At 68.9% G+C, this 22,898-nt stretch carries 22 protein-coding genes; 10 read left to right on the top strand and 12 right to left on the bottom strand.

Translation table 11 applies throughout. The features are described 5' to 3' along the window. The first annotated feature begins 299 nt into the window (after window positions 1-299). Window positions 300-692: a GFA family protein gene (locus Q0Q47_RS09940; protein WP_293858227.1), complete on the top strand. Its 393-nt coding sequence runs from the start codon at window positions 300-302 to the stop codon at window positions 690-692. Window positions 693-700: 8 nt separating this feature from the next. Here the strand turns inward: Q0Q47_RS09940 and Q0Q47_RS09935 are convergent, their stop codons facing one another. The 10 genes from Q0Q47_RS09935 to Q0Q47_RS09890 form a co-directional block, all read right to left on the bottom strand. Continuing rightward, window positions 701-925: a hypothetical protein gene (locus Q0Q47_RS09935; RefSeq protein WP_293858224.1), complete on the bottom strand. Its 225-nt coding sequence runs from the start codon at window positions 923-925 to the stop codon at window positions 701-703. A 4-nt stretch (window positions 926-929) separates the two neighbouring features. Continuing rightward, a complete protein-coding gene (locus tag Q0Q47_RS09930) occupies window positions 930-1,310 on the bottom strand; it encodes a hypothetical protein (RefSeq protein WP_293858221.1) in 381 nt (126 codons plus the stop codon). A gap of 135 nt (window positions 1,311-1,445) precedes the next feature. Then, window positions 1,446-2,126 carry a hypothetical protein gene (locus tag Q0Q47_RS09925; RefSeq protein ID WP_293858218.1) on the bottom strand — a complete coding sequence of 227 codons (681 nt, stop codon included), beginning with the start codon at window positions 2,124-2,126 and terminating at the stop codon, window positions 1,446-1,448. Between the two features lie 8 nt (window positions 2,127-2,134). Continuing rightward, a complete protein-coding gene (locus Q0Q47_RS09920) occupies window positions 2,135-2,983 on the bottom strand; it encodes an ABC transporter ATP-binding protein (protein WP_293858215.1) in 849 nt (282 codons plus the stop codon). Further along, entirely contained in the window at window positions 2,980-3,954 is a 975-nt protein-coding gene (locus Q0Q47_RS09915; protein WP_293858212.1) for an ABC transporter substrate-binding protein, read from the bottom strand. The genes Q0Q47_RS09920 and Q0Q47_RS09915 overlap by 4 nt, the downstream gene beginning before the upstream one ends. A gap of 52 nt (window positions 3,955-4,006) precedes the next feature. After that, on the bottom strand, window positions 4,007-4,843 hold the full coding sequence (locus Q0Q47_RS09910) for an ABC transporter permease (RefSeq protein ID WP_293858209.1): 837 nt from the start codon (window positions 4,841-4,843) through the stop codon (window positions 4,007-4,009). Further along, window positions 4,840-5,286 (bottom strand): cupin domain-containing protein, encoded by a 447-nt coding sequence (locus Q0Q47_RS09905; protein ID WP_293858206.1) that lies wholly within the window; start codon window positions 5,284-5,286, stop codon window positions 4,840-4,842. The genes Q0Q47_RS09910 and Q0Q47_RS09905 overlap by 4 nt, the downstream gene beginning before the upstream one ends. After that, entirely contained in the window at window positions 5,261-6,142 is an 882-nt protein-coding gene (locus Q0Q47_RS09900; protein ID WP_293858203.1) for an IclR family transcriptional regulator, read from the bottom strand. The genes Q0Q47_RS09905 and Q0Q47_RS09900 overlap by 26 nt, the downstream gene beginning before the upstream one ends. 222 nt (window positions 6,143-6,364) lie before the next feature. Further along, window positions 6,365-7,183 carry a shikimate dehydrogenase gene (locus Q0Q47_RS09895; protein ID WP_293858200.1) on the bottom strand — a complete coding sequence of 273 codons (819 nt, stop codon included), beginning with the start codon at window positions 7,181-7,183 and terminating at the stop codon, window positions 6,365-6,367. Then, the gene (locus Q0Q47_RS09890) at window positions 7,180-8,232 is read right to left on the bottom strand and encodes a LacI family DNA-binding transcriptional regulator (protein WP_293858197.1); all 1,053 of its coding nucleotides are present in this window, start codon (window positions 8,230-8,232) and stop codon (window positions 7,180-7,182) included. The genes Q0Q47_RS09895 and Q0Q47_RS09890 overlap by 4 nt, the downstream gene beginning before the upstream one ends. A 253-nt stretch (window positions 8,233-8,485) precedes the next feature. On the opposite strand from Q0Q47_RS09890, the gene Q0Q47_RS09885 reads away from it, so the two are divergent. The 7 genes from Q0Q47_RS09885 (at window position 8,486) to Q0Q47_RS09855 (ending at window position 19,061) form a co-directional block, all read left to right on the top strand. After that, on the top strand, window positions 8,486-10,135 hold the full coding sequence (locus tag Q0Q47_RS09885; protein WP_293858194.1) for an ABC transporter substrate-binding protein: 1,650 nt from the start codon (window positions 8,486-8,488) through the stop codon (window positions 10,133-10,135). A 24-nt stretch (window positions 10,136-10,159) separates the two neighbouring features. After that, window positions 10,160-11,098: an ABC transporter permease gene (locus Q0Q47_RS09880; protein WP_293858191.1), complete on the top strand. Its 939-nt coding sequence runs from the start codon at window positions 10,160-10,162 to the stop codon at window positions 11,096-11,098. Beyond that, a complete protein-coding gene (locus tag Q0Q47_RS09875) occupies window positions 11,095-11,985 on the top strand; it encodes an ABC transporter permease (protein ID WP_293858188.1) in 891 nt (296 codons plus the stop codon). The genes Q0Q47_RS09880 and Q0Q47_RS09875 overlap by 4 nt, the downstream gene beginning before the upstream one ends. Beyond that, window positions 11,982-12,962: an ABC transporter ATP-binding protein gene (locus Q0Q47_RS09870; protein WP_293858185.1), complete on the top strand. Its 981-nt coding sequence runs from the start codon at window positions 11,982-11,984 to the stop codon at window positions 12,960-12,962. The genes Q0Q47_RS09875 and Q0Q47_RS09870 overlap by 4 nt, the downstream gene beginning before the upstream one ends. Then, window positions 12,959-13,981 carry an ABC transporter ATP-binding protein gene (locus Q0Q47_RS09865; RefSeq protein ID WP_293858182.1) on the top strand — a complete coding sequence of 341 codons (1,023 nt, stop codon included), beginning with the start codon at window positions 12,959-12,961 and terminating at the stop codon, window positions 13,979-13,981. The genes Q0Q47_RS09870 and Q0Q47_RS09865 overlap by 4 nt, the downstream gene beginning before the upstream one ends. Window positions 13,982-14,269: 288 nt before the next feature. Further along, on the top strand, window positions 14,270-16,849 hold the full coding sequence (locus Q0Q47_RS09860) for a hypothetical protein (protein WP_293858179.1): 2,580 nt from the start codon (window positions 14,270-14,272) through the stop codon (window positions 16,847-16,849). 25 nt (window positions 16,850-16,874) lie between these two features. Continuing rightward, window positions 16,875-19,061: an alpha-amylase family protein gene (locus Q0Q47_RS09855; protein WP_293858176.1), complete on the top strand. Its 2,187-nt coding sequence runs from the start codon at window positions 16,875-16,877 to the stop codon at window positions 19,059-19,061. A 34-nt stretch (window positions 19,062-19,095) separates the two neighbouring features. On the opposite strand, the gene Q0Q47_RS09850 is transcribed toward Q0Q47_RS09855, so the two are convergent. After that, entirely contained in the window at window positions 19,096-19,479 is a 384-nt protein-coding gene (locus Q0Q47_RS09850) for an XRE family transcriptional regulator (protein WP_293858173.1), read from the bottom strand. Then, entirely contained in the window at window positions 19,479-19,847 is a 369-nt protein-coding gene (locus Q0Q47_RS09845) for a type II toxin-antitoxin system RelE/ParE family toxin (RefSeq protein ID WP_367278229.1), read from the bottom strand. Before Q0Q47_RS09845 ends, Q0Q47_RS09850 begins: the two co-directional genes overlap by 1 nt. A gap of 253 nt (window positions 19,848-20,100) precedes the next feature. On the opposite strand from Q0Q47_RS09845, the gene Q0Q47_RS09840 reads away from it, so the two are divergent. Together Q0Q47_RS09840 and Q0Q47_RS09835 are read left to right on the top strand one after the other, a co-directional pair. Continuing rightward, window positions 20,101-21,216 (top strand): mandelate racemase/muconate lactonizing enzyme family protein, encoded by a 1,116-nt coding sequence (locus Q0Q47_RS09840; RefSeq protein ID WP_293858167.1) that lies wholly within the window; start codon window positions 20,101-20,103, stop codon window positions 21,214-21,216. Window positions 21,217-21,292: 76 nt separating this feature from the next. Next, on the top strand, window positions 21,293-22,897 hold the full coding sequence (locus Q0Q47_RS09835; RefSeq protein ID WP_293858164.1) for an ABC transporter substrate-binding protein: 1,605 nt from the start codon (window positions 21,293-21,295) through the stop codon (window positions 22,895-22,897). Window position 22,898 lies beyond the last annotated feature (1 nt).

The raw sequence follows: 22,898 nt of genomic DNA, 5'->3' as shown, positions 1-22,898 counted from the left end.
TCCCCTGCAGGGGAGGGTGGCAGCCGCGCAGCGGCTGACGGGTGGGGACCGCAGCGAAGAACGAGGCTTGCAGGCCGGGGCCGGCCCGATCGTCGTGCCGAATTCTGCCTCACCGCCCCCACCCGTCTCGCGCTTCGCGCGATCCACCCTCCCCTGCAGGGGAGGGAGAACGCGCTCAGCCATCGAGAATCATTTGTGTGCATGCCGAAGGGCCAAGCCCGGGCATGACGCGGAGAGAGTGAGACTGCTGGAAAGGATCGCGTCGCAGCGCGTTGTCGTAGGTCATACGAGGACCTCTCATGCAAACCTACACCGGCGGATGCCTCTGCGGCGCGGTGCGGCTGACGGCGACGGGGACGCCCTACCGCGTGGGACTGTGCCACTGCATGGACTGCCGCAAGCACCATGGCGCCCTGTTCCAGGCGACCGCGATCTTCCCGGAGACGAGCGTTTCCGTTCAGGGCGAGACGCGCGACTACGAGGGCCGGCACTTCTGCCCCCGGTGCGGATCGTCGGTCTTCGGGGTCAGCGGCGACGAGGTCGAGGTGAGCCTCGGCGCGCTCGACGCACCGGACCAGCTGGCGCCCACCTACGAGAACTGGACGGTGAGGCGCGAGACATGGCTCCCCCCCTTCAGCCTCGCCAGGCACTACGCCCACAACCGCGAACGCACCGGCCGCACCGAGGACTGACCGCGGCATCAGCCGTCCCCGTCCTTGCCCTCATCGGAAAGGTGTTCCGCGAGGCGGTCGACCAGCACCGCCATCCGGACGGCGCTCGCCACGAAGTGGGCCTCGTTCATGATCCGGCGCACCACCGCGATCCGGTATTCGTCGGCGTCCTCCATCAAGGCATGGAAGCCGATGACGTTCGTACTGAGGAGGCGCAGTTCGCGGGTCGTTTCGGCAAGGTCCTCGGGCGTCATGGCCTCACGTCCATTCGAGGCGTTCGCTGGCGCTCCAGGCCCTGAAGACGCGATCGAGCCGGTCGGCGGCGTGGCTCGTGGCATAGCCGTCGGCGCGCCGCACCGTCCACCGCACGACGTGGAACGGCAACGGGCGGCCGAGGTCCAGGAGTTCGCACCAATGCGCGGTCAGGAACCGCGCGGAGCTGTCCATCGCCTCATGCCACGCCGCGTCGCGGGTCTCGCGGTACGTGATCCAGAAGCGGGCCTCGTCGGGATCCAGTCCGCCCGCCGGGGACAGGAGAACCTTCAAGCGGAACCAGTCGCGCACGCCCAGCATCCTGGGGGCGGCGTACTCGACGGCGGGCGCAAGGAACAGGTATGGCGGCCAGGAGCTGGCTGTCATCGGGATGGGCTCGGAGGTGGCGATGCGCCGAGTCTGGCAGAGGCCGAGCTCCGTGTGAATCCCATTTCGAAACAAAAAATCGCCCCCCCCCCCCTTTCGAGGGAGCCGAACCGGACGCCGGACGGGGCAGCCCCCTCAGCGGGAGACGGTCACCTCGTGCCGGTAGAGGTCGAGCGCCATGTCGTGCATGCCGAGTTCGACGGCCCGACCGGCGGGGAGGACGGCTTTCAAGGCCTCCGTCACCTGCGCGGGATCGCCCCACCCTTCGCAGAGCAGCACGTAGGGCGGAACCGCATTGGCGGCCCCGCGCGCCCGCTGCTCGGCGTTGACGTAGCCGCTGGCGGCCTTGTCGGCCACGAGCCAGCGCACGGCGGCAATGCCGGCGCGCGTCGCGAGGTCCGGCACGAGGGTGCGCGCCATGGCGGCCGCATGCGCTTCCTCGCCGCCTTCGCGCACCTCGTAGCGCAGCGTCGCGACGGTGCCGCCCTGGGCCTCGCCCGCCACCGCTCCGACCGAGCACAGCGAGCGCGCGACGTTGCGGAAGTGCTTGACCGCCGACATCGTCCGAGGCGTCGGGCTGTCGAGCCGGGCCTTGTAGTCCGGGCCGGCCACCACGTCGGGCGAGGCCGTCTCGTAGAGGTTGAAGAACTCCAGCGAGGCCTCGATGGCGCGGAAGCGCCGGCCCCGCAGGAAGCCGGGAATGCCGACGCGCTCCGGCATGTGTTCCTCGCCGTGCCAGGCGTAGAACTCGGCGAGCCCCTCGGGGACGATGTCGTGCCAGATGGCGACGGCGCCCTGGCCGGATGCGGATGGCATGGCTGACCTCAATACTGGATGACGCCGTTCTTCATGAAGAGCTCGGTAATCTCGTCGCAAGTGGCCGTGAACCGGGCGCTCGAGATCACCGCCTTGTTGCGCGGGCGCGGCAGGTCGATCGGGATGATCCGGTCGATGCGCCCGGGCCGCGGGGTCATGACGACCACCCGGTCCGCCAGCGCCACGGCCTCCGAGATGCCGTGCGTGATGAACAGCGTGGTCTGGCGGCGCGACAGCCACAGCTTCTCCAGGTCGATGCGCATCTGCTCGCGCGTCAGCGCATCCAGCGCCCCGAACGGCTCGTCCATCATCAGGAGCGGCGGGTCGTGGATGAGGCCGCGCACGATCGCGGTCCGCTGCCTCATGCCGCCGGAGAGCTCGCGCGGCATGCGGTCGGCGAACCCCTCGAGCCCGACGCTGCGCAGCAGCGCGTGGGCCCTGTCGCGGTAGGCCGCCGGGTCGATCCCGCGCAGTTCGAGCTGCACGAGCACGTTGTCGAGCACGTTGCGCCAATCGAGGAGCACCGGGCTCTGGAAGACCACGCCGAGCTTCGTCCAGGGCCCGCGCACGACCGTGCCGCCGATCGACACCTGCCCCTCGCTCGGCGCGATGAGGCCGGCCGCGATCTTCATCAGCGTGCTCTTGCCGCAGCCCGACGGGCCGAGGATGGCGACGAACTCGCCGGCCTCGACCTCCAGGTCCACACGCTCGAGCGCCCGCGTCACACGGCCGCCCGTGCGGAAGGTCTGCCCCACGCCGTCGAAGAGGACGGGAACGCCGGCGATGGCGTCCCCGGCCGGGCCGGTGCCGGGTCCGGCGCCCTCCGGCCGGCGCTGCGCGCTCAGGAACGAGCTCACTTCGGCACGAACTCGTTGGTGTGGAACGCCGTCCACTCCGAAGTCGTCTCCAGGCCGCGGTATTTCTTCAGGAGGTCGACCGTCTGCTTCCAGTCGCGCTCGTCGCCGAAGCCGGTCTTGCCCTTCACGTTGGGCGAGTCCATCAGTTCGAAGTCGACGATCATCTGGTCCTTGGTGGACTGCCGGTTGAGGTCCGCCTTGGCCTTCATGGCCGCATCGACCGCCGCGTCGGGGTTCTTCTTCGCCTCGTCCCACGCCTTGACCGAGGCCCTGACGAAGCGCGCCACGAGATCGGGCTTGGTCTTGATGGTGGCGTTCGAGGCGACGATGGTCATGCCGACGATGTTGGCGCCATGGTCGGCGAAGCGCAGCGCGGCCGGCTCCTGATCCTTGTATTTGATCAGGAAGAACTGGTCGTCGGCGCCGCCCAGCAGCGCGTCGGCGCGCTTCTCCAGCACCGTCACCACCTTGGCGGCCGGATCCACCTGCACGAAGTTGACCTTCGAGACGTCGACCTTGTTGGCGGCGGCCAGCGCCTCGAAGAGCTGGCGCAGGGGGTCGCCCGGCGACACGGCCAGCGACTTGCCCTCGAGGTCCTTCGGCGTCTTGATGCCGGCGGACTTCAGCGACACCACGGCAAAGCCCGTGGAGGACAGCAGCGTCATCACCGACTTGATCTCGCCGCCCTTGGCGATGAGCGAGATCACGCTGGACGAATCCGCCATGCCGAAGGTGTCGGAGCCGGCGGCGACGACCTGCACGGTGTTGGCCGAGCCGCGGCCCTCGTTGATGGTGAGGTCGATCCCCTCGGCCTTGAAGAAGCCTTTCTCGACGCCGTAGTAGTAGGGCACGTGCAGCCCGCCGAGATACCAGTTGAGGCGAAGCGACACGGCATCCTGGGCGCGCGCGGCGCCAGAGGCCATCAGCGGCAGCACGGCCGCGAGGGCCAGCATCATGCGTCTGGTGTTCATCGTTTCCTCCGGTTTTGTCGTTGATCTCGCCGGTTGGCCCGGCGCAGTCTTTTCAGATGCCCGTCACGTCGTTCGGTCGTTGCGAGACGTGCCAGGGAATGACGAGCCGTTCGAGCCACTCGACGGCGTAGTAGACGACGAGGCCCATGATGCTGAGCAGCACGATGGTGGCGAACACCATCGGCGTCTCGAGCTGGCCGTTGTACTGCTGCAGCAGGTAGCCGAGGCCCCGGTCCGAGGCGACGAACTCGGCCACCACGGCGGCGGTGGCGGCGAGTGCGGCGCCGACCTTGAGCCCTGTGAAGATGCCGGGTAGCGCCTGCGGCAGGCGGATCTTCAGGAACAGGCGCAGCCCCCCTGCCCCGGTCGTGCGCGCGAAATCCATCACGTCGGGATCGAGCGACTTGAAGCCCGCCACGCTCGACACGACGATCGGGAAGAAACACAGCAGGAAGACGATCAGCAGCTTCGGCCCGAACCCGAAGCCGAACCAGATGATGAAGAGCGGCGCGATGGCGATCTTGGGGATGATCTGCAGGAAGACGATGACGGGATAGAGCGACTCCTCCACGAACCGCCAGCGCACCACGGCGAGTGCCAGCGGAATGCTCACCACGACCGCCAGGAGATACCCCCCGACGATCTCCTGCCCCGTGATCCAGGCTCCGGCCATCACCGTCGGCCAGCGCTTCAGGAACTCCGTCCAGATGCGGGTGGGGGGCGGCAGCAGGTACTCCTTGATGCCGAAGATCTTGACCGCGTACTCCCACAGCAGGAACAGCGCCACGAAGACCAGGATCAGCCCGATCCGACGGCGCAGCCACGCGGCGAAACGGCCGCTGCCGGACGCCGCGTCGCCTTTCGCCGTGGGCATGGCGGGAGCGCTCACCGGCCGGCCGTCCCGTGCGGCAGGTCGAAGGTCCCGAACGCGGCGGGCAAGTTGATCTCGATGAGCTCGAGATCGTCGGACCGGCCGACGACGTTGTGGGGAACGCCGGCCGGCTGCGACAGGCAGCCCCCGGCCTTCACGGTCACGGTGTCGGGCACGCCCTCGTAGCGAAAGCTGATCCAGCCGCGCATCACGTAGACGATGTGGCCCGTCATGTCGTGCCAGTGCCAGCCCGTCTCCTGCGGGAACGGCATGATGGCGCGGATGTGCTTGGCGCCGATGCGACCGCCGGTCGCCCGGGCGAGGCCGAGGTCGCGGTATTCGACGTCGGCGCGCGGCCCGTCGCGGGTGAAGCCGTCCTCGGCAAACTGGACCAGCGACAGCGCGGACAGGGCCTCTGCGAGGGCCTTCGGGCCGTCATACTGCGGTGCGGCGCTGCTCACGGGCGATCTCCGTCGTTGTCGGGGTGGACCGGGAACTGGATGCGGACGTGCGGTCGCCCGCCAGGCGCAGCGGCCAGACCCCGCCGAGTTCGCGCGCGGCGGCGGCGAGGCGCGCGGCGAGGAGTTCCCGCCGTTCGGGACCGAAGCGGACGAGCGGTCCGGCGAGGCTCAGCGTGCCGACGGCCCGCCCTCGCGCGAGGCCGCGAACGCCCTCGTCGTAGACGGCCACCGCGACGGCGGCGGTGCCCGCCTCGCCCTCCTCGATGGCCTCGCCGAAGCCCTTGCGGCGGGTTTCGTCGAGCTTGGCGCGGAACGCCTCGATGGTGCGGACCGCGTTTGGCCCGAAGCGCTCGGGCGTGTGCAGGTCCGTCGCCGCGACGATCCGCAGCGCCTCGTCCTCCGGCATGGAGGCAAGCCAGACCTTGCCGGTCGAGGTGGCATGCAAAACCACGTCATGGCCAGTGTCGTGATCCACGCCCGGGTCGTAACGCAGGCCGGTGCGGGCCCCCTGCGCCTTGGCGACCCAGACGAGCCGGTCGCCATCGGCGACGGCGAGGCGCGCCAGCTCACCGGTGTCGGCGGCGAGGCGGTCGAGGATCGGCTGGACGAGGTCGTCGATGCCGGTGCTGACGTAGTGGCGCAGGCCCAGCATGGTCAGCTTGAGGGTGAGCCCGTAGCGGCCCTTGCTCTCCTCCTGCTGGACGAAACCCGTCTCCTGCAGCAGTGCGAGCAGCCGGTGCACGATGCTCTTGGGCAGGTCCAGGCTGTCGCAAAGTTCCGTCAGCGACACGCCGTCGGGATGACCCGCCAGGTGCTCGAGGAGAAGCAGCGCTCGCTTCGCGGCCGACTGGTTCAAGGCGCCAGGTCCCTAACCGGAACAGAGTTCCGATAATGAAGACTGGCGCGGGCGTGTCAATGCGAGCGTGTCTCCATTGTTCACCTCTCCGCCGTCCTGGCCGGGCTTGGCCCGGCCATCCACGACTTTGCCTGAAACAGCCGGAAGTCGTGGGTGCCCGGGCCAAGCCCGGGCATGACGTGCGGAGGGAGGGAGGCAGCACAATCCGGCAACCGCCGTATGTCAGCCGTCCCGGTGCAACAGGAAGTCCACGATGGCCTCCTGCGAGGCCTCGAACATGTCGACCCCGGTAGAGACCGTGCAGCCTAGCCGGCGCGCGGCGGCGACGAGGGGTGTCTCGGCGGGCTCCGTGACGACGCAGCCGACCGTCATCGACGGCGCGAGACGCTCGATCCGGACGGGCAGCGGATCGCCGGGCTTCATGCCGGCCGGCGAGGCGTTGGCGACGATGTCGAAGCCGGCGGGGTCGTCGGATCCCACCCGGACCCGCCCCGGCGCCACGCCGGACAGCAGCGCTACGAGGTCGTCCCGACGCCTAGCGTCCGCGTCGTGGATCGCGAGGTCGGACACCCCCGCATCGAGGAAGGCGAGACCGATGGCGCGGCCCGCGCCGCCGGCCCCGACGAGCAGCGTCCGAGCGCCGGCGGGGCGTCCCCCCTTGCGCACGAGCGCGGCCAGAAAGCCGGCGCCGTCGCCCATGTCGCCGTGCCATGCACCATCCGAGCGGCGGCGCATGATGTTGCAGGTCTCGAGGACGGCCGCGCGCGGCGTGGTGCTGGCGCAGTGGGAGAAGGCCGCGAACTTGTGCGGGACGGTGGCCAGGATCCCGTCGAGGTTCTTGACGGTGTCGAGGGCCTGGAACAGCGCGCCGACATCGGAGGGTGCCACCTGCACAGGAACGACGACGGCATCCACGCCGCGCCGAACGAACCCACGGGTGATCCCGCCGGGCGATTTCACCTGGGCGATCGGATCGCCGACGATCACGAAGAGGCGGGTTGCACCGCTGAGCGGCAGGGTGAGCGGTTCGCCCGCGGTCATGCGCGGTCCGGGCCCCGGCGCAGGGTGCTCTGGCGCGCCATCACCTCGACGCCGAGATCGACGACGCGCGGCCCTTCGTAGCTGCCCTGGAGCATCTGGCGGACGGCGGTCACCGCCGCATAGCCGTTGCGGTAGCGGTGCGTGCGGACCGACGAGAGCGAGGGATAGCAGGCGTCCATGAAGTCGAGGTCATTGAAGCCCGCGATGCCGATGTCCTCCGGCACGCGGATGCCCTGGGCATGGCACTCGAAGAGCACGCCGAGGGCGAGGCTGTCGTTGTTGCAGAACACGGCGTCGAGGCCAGGCGCCAGTTCCTTGGCACGGCGGAACATCTCGCGCCCCAGGCTCGGCCGGGAGAACTCCAGGAAGGGTGGCACCCCGGAATCGGCGCGCGAGGCGAGCGCGGTGAGTTCGTCCTTGGACAGCGAGTGCACCTTGCAGGGCTCGCTGAGCCCTGCCGCGGCAAGTGCCTCCTGGTAGCCGTAGAGCCGCTCCAGCGAGCGGCCGCTCATCCAGCCGCTGATGAACGCTATGCTGCGGTAGCCCTGCTGGATCAGGTGCTCGGTCATGCGCCGCCCGGCCTCGCGGTGCCGAAAGCCGATCACGACCTGGATGGGATCGTCGGTCACGTCCATGATCTGGACGACCGGGCAGCCGGCCTCCTCCAGCATGCGGCGCGAGGCCGGCGTCTGGTCCACGCCCGAAACGATGATGGCCGACGGCTTCTGGCGGACGAAGCCCGCGAGCAGGCGTTCCTCCTCCTGCGGGTCGAAGCGCGTGTTGCCGAGCTGGACGTGCAGCTTGGTGCCATCGACCCCGTCGTAGATCCCGCGCAGGACGTCGGTGAACACGGTGTGGGAGAGCGAGGGCACCAGGACGGCGAGCACGTCCGTGCGTGTCGAGGCCAGCGCCCGGGCATGCAGGTCGGGCACATAGTTGAGCTCGCGCACGGCCTCGTCGATCAGCGCCCGCAGGGTCGCGGAGACCTGAGCCGGATTGCGCAGGGCGCGCGACACCGTGATGGCGCCCACCCCCGCGCGGGCCGCCACGTCCGCGATGGTCGGACGTCCATCACCGCGGCTCTTGCGCGGGCGGCGCACAGCCTCGACCTCACCTGCCCCGATGTCGCGACGCTTGCGAATGACCTCGTCCTCCCTGGCCCGGATCCCACCCGGAGCCCGACAGAAATCACATGGCTTGCATGCGGCGCAAGAGCGCCGATGGCTGCTTGACAGGCGCGATGGTAGCGCTACCGTGAATGAAACGCACGCGTGATCTGAGACGTGCAGACAACGCCCGCCGATGACGGCGCAGGCTCTCGGGACGGACATCAAGGAGGACGTCATGGTGCTCACCAGGCGCAGCTTCATGGCCACGACCGCGTCGGCAGTCGCCGCGGCGGGCTACGCTTCGCAGGCCGGCGCACAGCAGGCCCCCAGCGACACGATCCGCATCGCCTTCGCAGCGCGCGGCAACCGGACTCTCGATCCGGCGGCCTCCATCCAGGGCGCGGACAACTGGTCGATCACCCACATCCACGACGTGCTCGTGACCTCGCCTCCCGGCACCTTCGCCACGAAGCCCGAGGAGTTCGTGCCACAGCTCGCCAAGAGCTGGACGATGTCGCCCGACGCCAAGACCTGGACCTTCCAGCTGCGCGAGGGCGTGCAGTTCCACAAGGGCTACGGCGAGATGACGTCGGAGGACGTCGTCTTCAGCCTGCAGCGTGCCGGTGATCCCAAGGCGGGCGGTGGCAACCGGGCCCTGTTCGACAACATCGCCGAGGTGAAGGCGAACGGGAAATACTCCGTCGTCGTCAGCCTCAAGACCCCCGACCCGCTCTTCATCGGCGGCACGATCCAGGATTATTCCTGCGTGATCCTGTCGAAGAAGGCCGTGACGGAAAAAGGCGAGAACATCGGCCGCGATCCCATCGGCACGGGGCCTTACGAGTTCGTGAGCCTCGATCCCGATCCCTCCAAGGGGATCATGATGACCGCCAACGCCACCTGGTGGGGCGGTAAGGCCGCGACCAAGAACCTGCACGTCATGTACATCCTCGACACGACGGCGCGCACGCTGGCGCTGCTGTCGGGCACGGTGCACATGATCGAGGGCGTGCGCGCGCCGGGCTGGACGCAATCCATTCAGCAGAAGAACCCGAGCCTGCAGTTCGACGTCGCGGCGCCGGGCAGCCTGTTCACGATGCATTTCAACATGTCGAGGAAGCCCCTCGACGACATCCGCGTGCGCCGCGCTTTCGCCCATGCCATCGACCGCGATGCCATCGCCAAGGCCATGGCGCCGATCAGCAGGCGCACCTGGGGCCTGAATGCTCCGGGCTTCCCCGGCGGCCTGACCACCGAGCAGGTGCCGGCCGAACTGCGCTACGCCTTCGACCCGGCCAAGGCCAAGGCGCTGCTCGCCGAAGCCGGCTTCCCGAACGGCTTCGCCATGGAGGCCTATACGAGCCAGCGCGAGGACTACAAGTCCGTGATGCTCATCGTGCAGGAGCTCATGCGCAAGGTGGGCGTGACCATCAACATGCAGGTCATCGACCACACCACCTTTCATGCCAACAACCGGAAGGACATGAACACCCTTCCGCAGAACTCGTCCGCCTATCCGCCCGTCCCGGCCCTGCCGCTGGGGGACAACCTGGCGAAATCCTCCGAGGTGAAGGCGGACGGCAGCGGCGGCACCAACTACTCGCACTATGGCGTGCTGATCCCCGGCATCGACCAAATCCTCGACGAGGCCGGCAACGAGCCCGACTTCAACAAGCGCCTCGCCATCATCCAGCGGGCCGAGAAGAAGGTGATGGAAGACCTGCCGCTGATCCCGATCAGCACGAACGGCTACCTCATCGTGCGCGATCCCAAGGTGAAGCTCGGCTACGAGGTGAAGGGCGGGTACGCGTTCTGGCCGCTCTACAAGGCCACCATCGCCTGAACGCCGCTCCGGCAAGGCAGTCCCATGGGCATGACCATCGCACGGCGTCTCATCGACGCCGTCCCCACGCTTCTGCTGGTGCTGACGCTGGTCTTCATCGCCATGCGCATCCTGCCGGGCGATCCGGCCCTGGCGGTACTGGGCGAGCACGCGACGCAGGAGCAGCTCGCCGAGTTCCGCCGCAAGATCGGCCTCGACCTGCCGATCTGGCAGCAATACGTCTCGTTCCTGATCAACTCGGCGACGTTCAACTTCGGCAACTCGTTCGCCAACAACTTCTCGGTCGCGCAGCTCGTCAAGCTGAACCTGCCCTACACGGTCGAGCTCACCATCGCGGCGACGATGATCGGCACGGTGATCGCGATTCCCGTCGGCGTCGCCTCGGCGGTGAACCGCGGCAAGGCCATCGACTCGGGCTCGCGCATCTTCTCGCTGGTCGGCTACGCCGTGCCGGACTTCTTCCTCGGCGCCGTGCTCCTCATCGTCTTCGCGCTCGACCTCGGCTGGTTCCCCATCAACGGCGGCGGTGACGGCTTCACGAGCCGCATGTGGCACCTGTTCCTGCCTGCCCTCGCGCTGGGTCTCATCAAGGCGGCCTTCGTCAGCCGCCTCACCCGGTCGTCGCTGCTGGAGGTCGCGCGGAAGGACTATGTCCGCACCGCGCGCGCCAAGGGCGCCAGCGAGCGCCGCGTCGTGTACCGCCACGCCCTGCGCAACGCGCTGCTGCCGGTCATCACGGGGCTCGGGCTCAGCATCCTGTCGACGCTGTCGGGATCGGTCGCCATCGAGCTCATCTTCGGCCGGCCGGGGCTCGGCAGCATGCTGGTCGGCGCCATCGAGACCCGCGACTATCCCGTGATCCAGGCCGGCATCGTCGTCTTCTCCCTCTTCGTCGTCCTCGTGAACCTCGCGATGGACATCATCTACACCCTGGTCGACCCGCGCGTGGGAGAGGTGTCGTGACCGCCGCCACCGACGCCCCCGCCCCCATCGCACGCCGCGCGCCGCCCGAGGGCGTGCTCGGCCAGCTCTGGCGCAACATCGTCCATGAGCCTCTGACGCTGTTCTTCTTCGTCGTCCTCGTCGCCATCGTGGTGATCGCGGTCTTCGCACCCGTCATCGCGCCCTACGACCCGGTGGAGCAGAGCCTGCTGTCGGTGAACGAACAGCCGTCCGCCGACCATTGGCTCGGCACCGACCAGTTCGGCCGCGACGTGCTCTCGCGCATCATCTTCGGCGCCCGCACCTCGCTGGTCCTGGGGCTGCTGTCGCCGGCGCTGGCCGCCCTCATCGGCACGACGCTGGGCCTCATCGGCGGCTATTTCGGCGGCTGGCCGGACCGCCTCCTCGGCCGCGTGGTGGACCTGCTGCTCGCCTTCCCGGCCCTGCTGCTCGGCATCCTCGTGGCGGCGGCGCTGAGCTCGGGCTTCTGGTCCATGGTGGCGGTGCTGACCATCGCGTTCGCCCCGCGCTTCGCCCGCATCGCGCGCGCCTCCACACTGTCGCTGCGCCACGAGCCCTTCGTCGAGGCCGCGGTCGCGGGCGGCGTGAGCCACTTCCGCATCATCCTGCGCCACATCCTGCCCAACATCGCCGGCCCGGTGGTGGTGGTGCTGACGCTGTGGATCGCCACCGCCATCCGGCTCGAGGCGACCTTGAGCTTCCTCGGCATGGGCACGCAGCCGCCGCAGGCGAGCTGGGGCAACATCATCCGCGACGGGCTCTCCAACATGTACGGCTCGGCCTGGCCGATCGTCAGCGCGGGCGTGGCCATCACCATCACCGTGCTCGCCTTCAACATGATCGGCGACGCGGTGCGCGACGTGCTCGATCCCGAGACCCGCGCATGAGCAAGCCCGTCCTCAGCGTCAGCGACCTCACCATCGCCTTCGGCCCGGGAGACGCGCCGCTGAAGGTCGTCGACGGCATCGGCTTCGACCTCGCCGCCGGCGAGTGCATCGGCATCGTCGGCGAGTCGGGGTCGGGCAAGAGCATGACCTCGCTCGCCATGATGCGGCTCGTCCCCGAGCCCGGACGCATCCTGTCGGGGCGCGTGGAGCTCGAAGGCCGCAATCTCCTCGACCTGCCGCTCGACGCCATGCGCACGATCCGCGGCAAGGATCTCGCCATGGTGTTCCAGGAGCCGATGAGCTCGCTGAACCCGGTGATGACCATCGGCGACCAGATCGCCGAGACGCTGCTCCTGCACGAGCCCATGGACGCGGCACGCCGCCGCGAGCGGGTCATCGAGATGCTCAGCCTCGTCGGCATCCCGCGGCCGGAGGAGCGGCTCGGCTCCTATCCGCACGAATTCTCCGGCGGCATGCGCCAGCGCGTGATGATAGCCATGGCGCTCGCCTGCAACCCGAAGGTGCTGATCGCCGACGAGCCGACGACGGCGCTCGACGTCACCATCCAGGCGCAGGTGCTGGACCTGATGCGACGCCTGCGCGAGCAGTTCAACACGGCGATCGTGCTCATCTCGCACGACCTCGGCGTCATCTCCGACATCGCCGACCGCGTCATCGTCATGTATTGCGGCCGCGTGGTGGAGAGCGCCGACGTCGCCACCATCTTCGAGCGGCCGGCGCACCCCTACACCGAAGGCCTGCTGCGCTCGATCCCGACCAGCGGCAACGACGGCCGGCGCCTCTACCAGATTCCGGGCTCGGTCCCCTCCCCGCAGGACCGCGGGCCCGGCTGCGACTTCTACGACCGTTGCCCGCGCCGCATGCCCGTCTGCCTCACCGCCAAACCGCCCCTCTTCGACATTGCGGCCGGCCAGAGAGCCGCCTGCTATGCCGCCGCCGGGGAGGACGCCGCATGAACGGTCCTCTGCTCCAGGTCGAGGGCCTGACCAAGGTCTTCACGTCGCGCAAGCGCAGCGGGCTCTTCGGCAAGGCGAAGGGCGGCGTGCGGGCCGTCGACGAGGTGAGCTTCTCGGTGGCGCCCGGCGAGACGCTGGCGCTGGTGGGTGAATCCGGCTGCGGCAAGTCGACGACGGGCCGGCTGCTGCTGCGGCTGATCGAGCCCACCGCCGGCCGGGTGCTCTTCCAGGGACGCGACATCGCCTCGGCCGACGCGGGCGAGATGCACCGCATCCGCAAGCACCTGCAGATCATCTTCCAGGATCCCTACGGATCGCTGAGCCCGCGCCGCAAGGTCGTCGACATCATCGCCGAGCCGCTGGAGGCCCAGGGGCTCCTCGCCGGCACGGCCCAGAAGCGCGACCGCATCGCCGAACTGCTGACCCGCGTGGGCCTGCCTCCGGACGTGATGGACCGCTACCCGCGCGAGTTCTCGGGCGGCCAGCGCCAGCGCATCGGCATCGCGCGGGCCATCGGGCTCGACCCGGCCTTCATCGTCGCCGACGAGCCCGTCTCGGCGCTCGACGTCTCCGTGCAGGCGCAGATCGTCAACCTGCTGCAGGACCTGCAGGAAGCCCAGGGGCTCTCCTACCTCTTCATCTCCCACGACCTGCGCGTCGTGCGCCACATCGCCCACCGCGTGGCGGTGATGTATCTCGGGCGCATCGTCGAGGAGGGTCCGAAGGAGCGGATCTTCTCGACCCCGCACCACCCCTACTCCCAGGCCCTCCTCTCGGCTGCCCCGGAACCCGGTGCCGGCAAACGCAACCGCCGCATCATCCTGCAGGGCGACGTGCCGAGCCCGTCCGCCATTCCGACCGGCTGCAGCTTCCGCACCCGCTGCCCGCTGGCCCAGCCCGTCTGCGCCGCCGAGCGCCCGCCGCTGCGCGAGGTGGCGCCCGGCCAGAACGCCGCCTGCCACTTCGCCGCCCCCAATCCCCTGCGCCCGGCCGAGGCCGCGGCCGTCCCTGCGAGCTGAGGCCATGGGGACGGTGGGACAGTTCCGCTCGCGGTTGGATGGTAGCGCTACCTGTCTGCCAGCATTCGTCTGTTCCGTTCGCTCCCTCCCTCCGCACGTCATGCCCGGGCTTGGCCCGGGCACCCACGACTTTGCCGGGGCCATACCGAAGTCGTGGATGGCCGGGCCAAGCCCGGCCAGGACGGCGGAGAGTTGGAGCCCCAACGCCACGGTTTCAGGCGCGCCGCAGGCGCCACCCCCCTCCCCGCACCCCGACCGACCGGCCGCCTCGCATTCCGGAGTCCAGCCATGACCCTGCCCGCCTCCATGTCCGTGAACATCCCAGCCGCCAGCTTCCCGGCGGGCTCGCCGGTCGCCTGGGCCGCCGAGGAGCTGCGGCGCGCCCTCAAGCGCATCGGCGTAGGATCGGGCGCCGATGGCCCGGGCGTCTCCGTTGCCGTCGCCGACGATGCCGCCGCGGCCGGCGCCGCGCAGTCGGCGGGCGTCACGCTCCCCGACGCCGCGGAATCCCTCGCGCTCTTGCCGAATGCCGGCGGCATCCTGGCCTGGGGGCGCGACGAGCGCGGGCTCGTCTACGCGCTCACCGAACTCGCCGACCGCGTGGCGCACCACGAGCCCGGCGCGCCGCTCTTCGGCCCCGACCTGCCGCTCGTCGAAAAGCCTTCGGCAAGGGTGCGCTGCATCGCGCGCCTGTTCTGCTCGGAGCAGGAGGACAAGAGCTGGTTCCACGACCGGCAGTTCTGGCACGAGTATCTCTCGATGCTCGCGACGCAGCGCTACAACCGGTTCAACCTGACGCTCGGCATGGGGTACAATTATCCCTATCACAACAACTACATCTCCGACGTCTACTTCTACTTCCCCTACCCGTTCCTGTTCGACCTGCCCGGCTACCAGGTCTCCGTGAAGGACCTCACCCCGGAGGAGCGCGACGGAAACCTGGAGACGCTGAAGTTCATCGCCCGCGAGACGGCCCGGCGCGGCATCGACTTCCACCTGGCGCTGTGGACGCAGCGCTACGACTTCGCCGACGTGCCCAAGGCCTGGCATCACCTCGACGGCATCAGCGACGCCAACCTCGCGCCCTATTGCCGCGACGCGCTCACGCATCTGCTGAAGCAGGTGCCGGAGATCAAGGGCCTCACCTTCCGCGTCCATGTCGAGGGCGGCATCCCGGAGGGCGACTATCCCTTCTGGAAGGAGGCCTTCGCCGGCGTCGCCGCGGCGGGTCGGCCGGTCGAGATCGACATGCACGGCAAGGGGCTCGACCACGAGGTCATCGGCATCGCGCGCGACAGCGGCATGCCGATCGCGACGACGCCCAAATACATGGGCGAGCACTGGGGACTGCCGTACCACCAGTCGGCGATCCGCGAGAAGGAGTACCCGCCGCCGGTGGCCAGGAGCCAGCGCGAGCAGCTCAGCGAAGGCTCCCGCAAGTTCCTGCGCTACAGCTACGGCGACCTGCTGCCCAAGCAGAAGGACTGGAAGGTCGTCTTCCGCATCTGGCAGGGGACGCAGCGCGTGCTGATGTGGGGCGACCCGGCCCTTTCGGCCGGCTATGGCCGCCTGTCGATCTTCTGCGGCGCCGAGGGCGTCGAACTGCTGGAGCCGAACTCCTGGAAGGGGCGCATGGGGACGGGCATTCCCGGCCAGCGCTTCCACTACCAGAAGCAGGGTCTCGCCACGAAATGGGACTGGCAGAAGTTCGCCTACCAGTACCGCGTCTGGGGCCGCGGCCTCTACAACCCCGAAGCCCCGCGCGACGGCTGGATGCGGCATCTGCGCGCCACCTGCGGCGACGCCGCGGACGCCTGCGAGACGGCGCTGGCGCTGGCGAGCCGCGTGCTGCCGCTGGTGAGCCTGACCCACGCGCCGTCGGCGTCCAACAACCACTACTGGCCCGAGATCTACGCCAACCTGCCGATCTCGCCGGTCGGCACGCGGCGACCCTACGGCCAGGACATGGAAGGGCCGGTGCGCTTCGGCAACGCGCCGACCTTCGACATGCAGCTTTTCTCGAGCCCGCGCGAATATGCCGAGGCCCTGCACGCCGGTCGCATCGACCCGCGCTACACGCCCCTCGACGTCGCCGACTGGCTGCAGGCCATGGCCGATGGCTGCGACCGGGCGCTTCTCGACGTCCGCCGCAGCAAGGCCTTCGACAAGGGCGAGGTGCAGCGCATCGCCATCGACGTCGGCATCCTGTCGGGGATCGCCCGCTTCTTCGCCGGCAAGTTCCGCGCGTCGGTGTGGATCGAGCTGTGGCTTCTGTCGAAGGTGTCGATCCTGGTGGATCGCGCCGAGAACGAGCTGAAGCGCGCGCATCTCGCCTGGGCCTCGGCGGCCGACATCGCGCGGGACGTCTACCACGACGATCTCACCTTCGGGAACCAGACCTGGCTGCGCGGCTCCTGGCAGAAGCGCACGCAGGAGATGGAGATCGAGCTTCTCGACATCCAGGCGCTGCGCTGCGACGCCCCGCACGAGACGGTGCACCCGGACGAGGCCGTCGCGAAGGCCATCGCTGCCATCGACGGGCGCCGGCCGGTGGCGAGCGGCGCGCTCGCGATCGACGCGCCGGCGACCTTCGAGGCGGGCTCGCCCCTGAAGGTGACGGCCCGCGGTGCGGCGACCGGCGAGGTCGTCCTGCACTACCGCCACGTCAACCAGGCCGAGCGCTGGACGAAGGTGGCCATGCAGCCGGCCGCCGGCGGCTTCGCGGCCGAGATCCCGGCCGACTACACCCGCTCGCCCTGGCACCTGCAGTTCTACGTCACGGTGGCCTCGCCCGACGGCTGCTCGGTCTCGCCGGGGCTCGCCGACGATCTCTCGAACCAGCCCTATTGCGTGGCCCATCAGGCCTGATCCCGCCAACCGACAGAGACCCGACATGACCACCGGACAGCCCTGGTACCGCACCACCCTTCGCTGGGCGCAGACCAACCTCGTCGAGATCGATCCCAAGCGCTACGACGATGCCTGGTGGCGCATGCACTGGCGGCGCACCCGCGTGCAGGGTGCGATCATCAATGCCGGCGGCATCGTGGCCTATTATCCCTCGAAGTTCCCGCTGCACCACCGCGCCATCGCGCTGGGCGAGCGGGACCTCTACGGCGAGGTCGTGAACGCGGCGCGCGAGGAGGGGCTGAAGGTCGTCGCCCGCATGGACTCCAACCGCGTGGCCGAGGATTTCTACCGCGCCCATCCGGATTGGATCTGCGTGGACCCGGACGGCAAGCCCTACAAGCAGGCCGAGAAGTTCGTCACCTGCATCAACTCGGACTACTATTCCGACTATCTGCCGCGCGTGATGGAAGAAATCATCGAGCGGTCGAAGCCCGACGGTTTCTCCGACAACAGCTGGCCCGGGATGCCGCGCGAGCGGATCTGCCATTGCCGCAACTGCCGGGAGCGCTTCTTCGACTACGCCAGGCTCGACCTGCCGAAGACGCACGACTGGGCGAGCGAGGGCTACCGCCTGTGGATCCGCTGGAACTACCAGCGCCGCACGGAGCTGTGGGACTTCAACAACGAGATCACCCGTCGCGCGGGCGGCCCGGACTGCGTCTGGAGCGGCATGATCAGCGGCGACGTGATGAACAACAACCACCGCTTCATCGACACCCACGCGATCCTGAAGCGCGCCGCGATCATCATGCTGGACCACCAGCGCCGCAACACGGTCGACGGCTTCACCGACAACACCGAGACCGGCAAGCGCCTGCATGAGCAGGCCGGTTGGGACGTGCTGATCCCCGAGAGCACGCCGCAATACCAGCTCGGCGCTCCGACCTTCCGGCAGGCGAGCATGCCGCCGGCCGAGGTGCGCCTGTGGTCGTCGTCCGGCTTTGCCGGCGGCATCCAGCCGTGGTGGCACCATATCGGCGCGATGCACGAGGACCGGCGCCAGTACCAGACGGCCGAGCCCATCTTCCGCTGGCACGAGGCCAACGAGCGCTATCTCGTGAACCGGCAGCCGCTGGCGGACGTCGGCATCGTCTGGTCGCAGCGCAACCACGACTTCCACGGCCAGGGCAAGGCGAACGAGCGCACGCTAGGACCCTACAGGGGCATCGTGAAGGCCCTCGACAAGGCCGGCCTCACCTACATCCCCGTCCACGCCGACGACCTGGCGGCGGCCAAAGGGCGCTTCAAGGTTCTCGTGCTGCCCAACATCGGCGCGCTCTCGACGACGGCGGCCGACGCCGTCCGCGCCTTCGCCGCCGCCGGCGGCTCGGTGATCGCCACCGGCGAGACGGGCACGAGCGGCGAGTTCGGCGAGCCGCATGCGGACTACGCGCTGGCCGACCTGTTCGGCGTGCACCGCGGCAAGGGCAGCCATGGCGGGATCGAGGCGGCCGACACCAACATCGAAGTCTCGAGCCGGCACACCTATCTGCGGCTCTCACCGGAGATCCGCGCCGGCGTGGACGGGCCCCACGACACGACCGCGCCGACCACCAAGGGCAGCCGCCACCCGGTGCTGGCCGGGCTCGACGATGCCGACACGATCCCGTTCGGCGGCTATCTGCCTGTGACCACGGTCGACGACGGCGTGCGGGTGCTCGCCACCTACATCCCCGACTACCCGATCTATCCGCCGGAGACGTCGTTCATGCGCGTCTTCTCGACCACGATCCCGGCGATCGCGGCGCGCGAGCACGCCTCGGGCGCGCGGCTCGTCTGGCTCGCCGGCGACCTCGACCGCTGCTTTAACCGGGACGAGAACCCGGAGCACGGGCTGATCATTGCCAACGCCGTGCGCTGGGGCCTCGGCGGCGACCCGCTCGTCACCCTCGACGGCGGGCTCGGCTTCATCACCCCGACCGCCTACGACCAGGACGGCACGACGATCCTCCACCTCAACAACCGCCTGCTGACCTCGCGGCTGTCGGGCCGGCAGGACAGGCTCGTTCCGATCGGGCCGGTGACGGTGGCGGTGAAGGCGCCGGCGAAGGCGTCCGTCAAGCTGCTCGTCAGCGGGGCGAGCGTGGACGCCAGGGTCGCGGAAGGCCGGCTGTGCTTCACGGTTCCGGCCATCCTCGATCACGAGGTCGTCGTGATCTCGCCGGCGTGACGTCGCTCGCCATGAGCGCGTCAGGTGCGGGAGATCAGCCTTTCGGGCCGCGCGCGGTGAGTGCGCGGCCTGGCCTGGCGGGTTGCTTGGCCGGGCCGCCGGATCCCAGGTCCCCGAGCTTGTCGATGCGGATCGGAGCGCGGGACGGCAGACGGACGATCAGTTCCAGCTCTCCACCCAGCGCTTCGACGTAGCCGCGCAGGGTGGACAGATACATGTCGGCCTGCCGTTCGATCTTGGACACGGACGGCTGCTTGATCTTGAGCGCGGCCGCGATGTCGGCCTGAGCTTTTCCGGAAGCTCGGCGCAGTTCGGCCAGGCTTTCCACCTCCAGCGCGAGTTGCTCGAAGCGGCGTTCAATCGCTTCGAGGCGATCGCCGGGCCATGTGGCGAGGATCTCTTCGAGTGTACGGCCCATCAGTGCTCCTCCAATCCGAGCGTTGCCAGCCGGTCCAGATGCCTCCGGTAACGGCGGTCGGCGATAGCGACCAGGTTCCGGTAGAACCGTCTTTGAGCCGATCCGGCCTTGTTGCCGGCAACCAGCAGGATGGCCTTGCGCTGCGGGTCGAACGCGAACGCAAGCCGCCAGGCGCCTCCGGCCGTCGTGACGCGAAGCTCCTTCATGTTCGAGAACGCCGAACCGAAGAGCACGTCCGCATGAGGGCGACCCAGAGCTGGACCGAACCGGTGCAGAAGAAGAATCGATGCGAGCAAGGCGTCCTGCACCTGCTCTTCCAACTTGGCGAACTCATGGTCGAAGTCGTCGAAGAACGCGACCTGCCACACCAATATAGCCTCGAAGCTATGTCGTCAACGCAATGATGCCGAGTCTAAAGGCCGCGCCGGGCCGCGAACACGCATCGCAGGATGCGCGCCGTCGAAAACTGCCGGAATGCCACCCTGGCGCGCAAAACCGCGCTGCAACACACCATCCGGCCGCGCACCGCACTGCGCACACTGCAGGTCTCCACGTCCAGGATCAGCTTGCGCGCCTTCTCGGTACCGCTACCATGCCTGAAAATCCTGGGGAGAGCCGCCCGTGAAGATCACCAAAGTCGACGCCTTCCAGCTCGAATGGAGCGAAACGGCGAAAGGGGGCCGGTCGGCCTTCGTCAGGATCGAGACCGACGAGGGCGTCACCGGGATGGGCGAGGCCTCGCCCATGGAAGGCGGCATTGCCTCGCTCGTCATCATCGCCAAGCACATGGCGGGCTTCCTGGTGGGCAAGGACCCGCTGGACCATGCGGTCCTGCTCGACACGCTGATCCACAAGTGCATCAAGATCGGGCCCGAGGGTGCCGTCACCGGGGCACTGGCCGCCCTCGACATCGCCCTGTGGGACATCAAGGGCAAGGTCGCGAACCTCCCCGTCTACAAGCTGCTGGGTGGCGCCTGGCGCACCTCGCTCACCTGCTACGCCTCCGTGGGCGGCAACGCCTGGCGCACGGTCGACGAGGTGGTGAAGGTGGTCGAGCGGCGCGTCGCCAAGGAGAAGCCCGCGGCGGTGAAGATCCGCTGGGACGGCGACCGCACGAAGGTCGACGTCGACATTCCCGGCGACATCGCCAAGGCCAAGGCGGTGCGCAAGGCGCTGGGCGACGACTTCGTCCTCGGCTTCGACGCCAACAACGGCTACTCGGTGGGCGGCGCCATGCGGGTCGGCCGCGCGCTGGAGGACCTCGGCTTCACCTGGTTCGAGGAACCGGTGCAGCACTACCACGTCTCGGCCATGGGCGAGGTCGCCCAGCGTCTCGACATCACCGTGTCGGCGGGGGAGCAGACCTACACCCTGCAGGGCCTCAAGGACCTGATCAACGCCGGCGTGCGCATGGTCCAGCCGGACATCGTCAAGATGGGCGGCATCACCGGGCTGATGCAGTGCGCGGCGCTGGCCTACGCCCACGGCGTGGAACTGGTGCCCCACCAGACCCAGCCGACGATCGGGCACCTCGCCAACATCCACGTGCTGTCGACGATCATGCACCTGGCCAAGCCCGTGGAACTCGCCGACAACTGGGAGCGCGCCAGCGCGGTCTTCCCGAAGAACCCGTCCGAGCCGCAGGAGGGCCTCTTCCACCTGCCGACCGCGCCTGGGCTCGGCATCGCCTACGACGAGGCGGCCTTCGACGCGCGGGTCCGTCCCCTCGCGCTCTAGGCCCCTCGCCTTCCGAGCCGAACGAAGCCAACGCGGAGGGCTCCCGGCAGAGGGGCCCCCTTTCCTGGAGGATCGCATGTCCATCGACCGTCGTCGTCTTCTCGTCACCGGATCCGCGCTCAGCGCCACCGCCGCCATCGGGCGCTGGAGCGTCCCCGCGCAGGCCCAGGAGACCCCGATCTCCATCGCGCTCGCCGCGCGTGCCGTCACCGGCATCAACCCGCAGCAGAACGGCCTCACCGGCGGCGACAACTGGGCGATCCGCCAGATCTTCGACAACCTCGTGAAGCCCGACGACGGCACCTTCGCGGTGCGGCCGGAGGATTTCCGGCCTGCGCTCGCCACGAGCTGGGACAGCTCGCCCGACGCCAAGACCTGGACGTTCAAGCTGCGCGAGGGCGTGCAGTTTCATCGGGGCTACGGCGAGATGACGTCTGAGGACGTGCTCTTCACCTTCGCCCGCCACCTCGATCCCAAGATCCCGACCAGCCAGAAGGCGCTCTACTCGATCATCGAGCGCATCGAGGCGCCGGACAAATACACCTTCCGCGTCGTCCTCAAGCGGCCGGATCCGATCTTCAACGGCAGCGTGACCACGGCGCTCTCGGCGGCGATCCTCTGCAAGAAGGCCTTCGAGGAGCGCGGGCAGAAGTTCAACCTCGAGCCCATCGGCACCGGCCCCTACCAGGTCGAGAGCACCAGCCCCACCGAGGGCATCCTGCTCACGGCCTTCCCGCAGCACTACGCCGGGCCGGCCGCGACCAAGACCCTGCGCGTCGCCTTCATCGCCGACACCACGGCCCGCACGCTGGCCTTCGCCTCGGGCCAGGTCGACATGATCGAGGGCGTGCGGCAGCCGGGCTGGATCCCGACGATCAAGCAGCGCTCGCCCAACACCATCATCGACGGCACGGCGCCGGGCAGCTTCAACAGCCTGCACCTCAACCTGACGCGCCCGCCGCTCAACGACGTGCGCGTGCGCCAGGCGATCCGCTACGGCATCAACAATGCCGAGATCGCCGCCGCCTTCGCGGGCATGGCCGTGCCCATGGTCGGCGTCATCGCGCCCCAGTTCGAGGGCGCGGTGAAGAAGGAGGCTCTGCCGCCGGAACTGCGCTACGAGCCCGACCCCAAGAAGGCCAAGGCGCTGCTGGCGGAGGCGGGCTTCGCCAATGGCGTGACCATTCCCTGCTACACCAGCCAGCGCGAGGACTACGCGGCGATCATGCTCATCATCCAGGAGCAGCTGCGCGCGTCGGGCATCAACCTCGACCTGAAGATCATCGACCACGCCACGATGCACGCGGAGAACCGCAAGGACCGCAACAGCATCGCGCTCTATTCGTCGAGCTATCCGCCGGTGCCGACGCAGCCGATCCTGCAGCAGCTCTCCACCAGCGCCGAAGTGAAGGCCGACAGCTCCGGCGGCGACAACTACAGCCACTACGGCACGGCCATCCCCGGCGTCGACGCGCTCATCGAGAAGGCCCAGGACGAGCCGGACTTCGCCAAGCGCACCGCCCTCATCCAGGACATCGAGAAGCAGACGCTCAAGGACCTGCCGCTGCTGGGCATCATCACGCTGTCCTACGTCATCGCGCGCAACCCGCGCGTCGACCTCGGCTATCCGGTGAAGTCCGGCTACGCCTACTGGCCGCTGAACCGCGCCAAGCGGGTCTGAC

This window comes from uncultured Alsobacter sp. (genome assembly GCF_945952055.1).
Taxonomy (GTDB): Bacteria; Pseudomonadota; Alphaproteobacteria; order Rhizobiales; family Beijerinckiaceae; genus Alsobacter.
The sequence above is the reverse complement of the archived record's forward strand: the minus strand, read 5'-3'. Positions and strand labels throughout refer to the sequence as shown.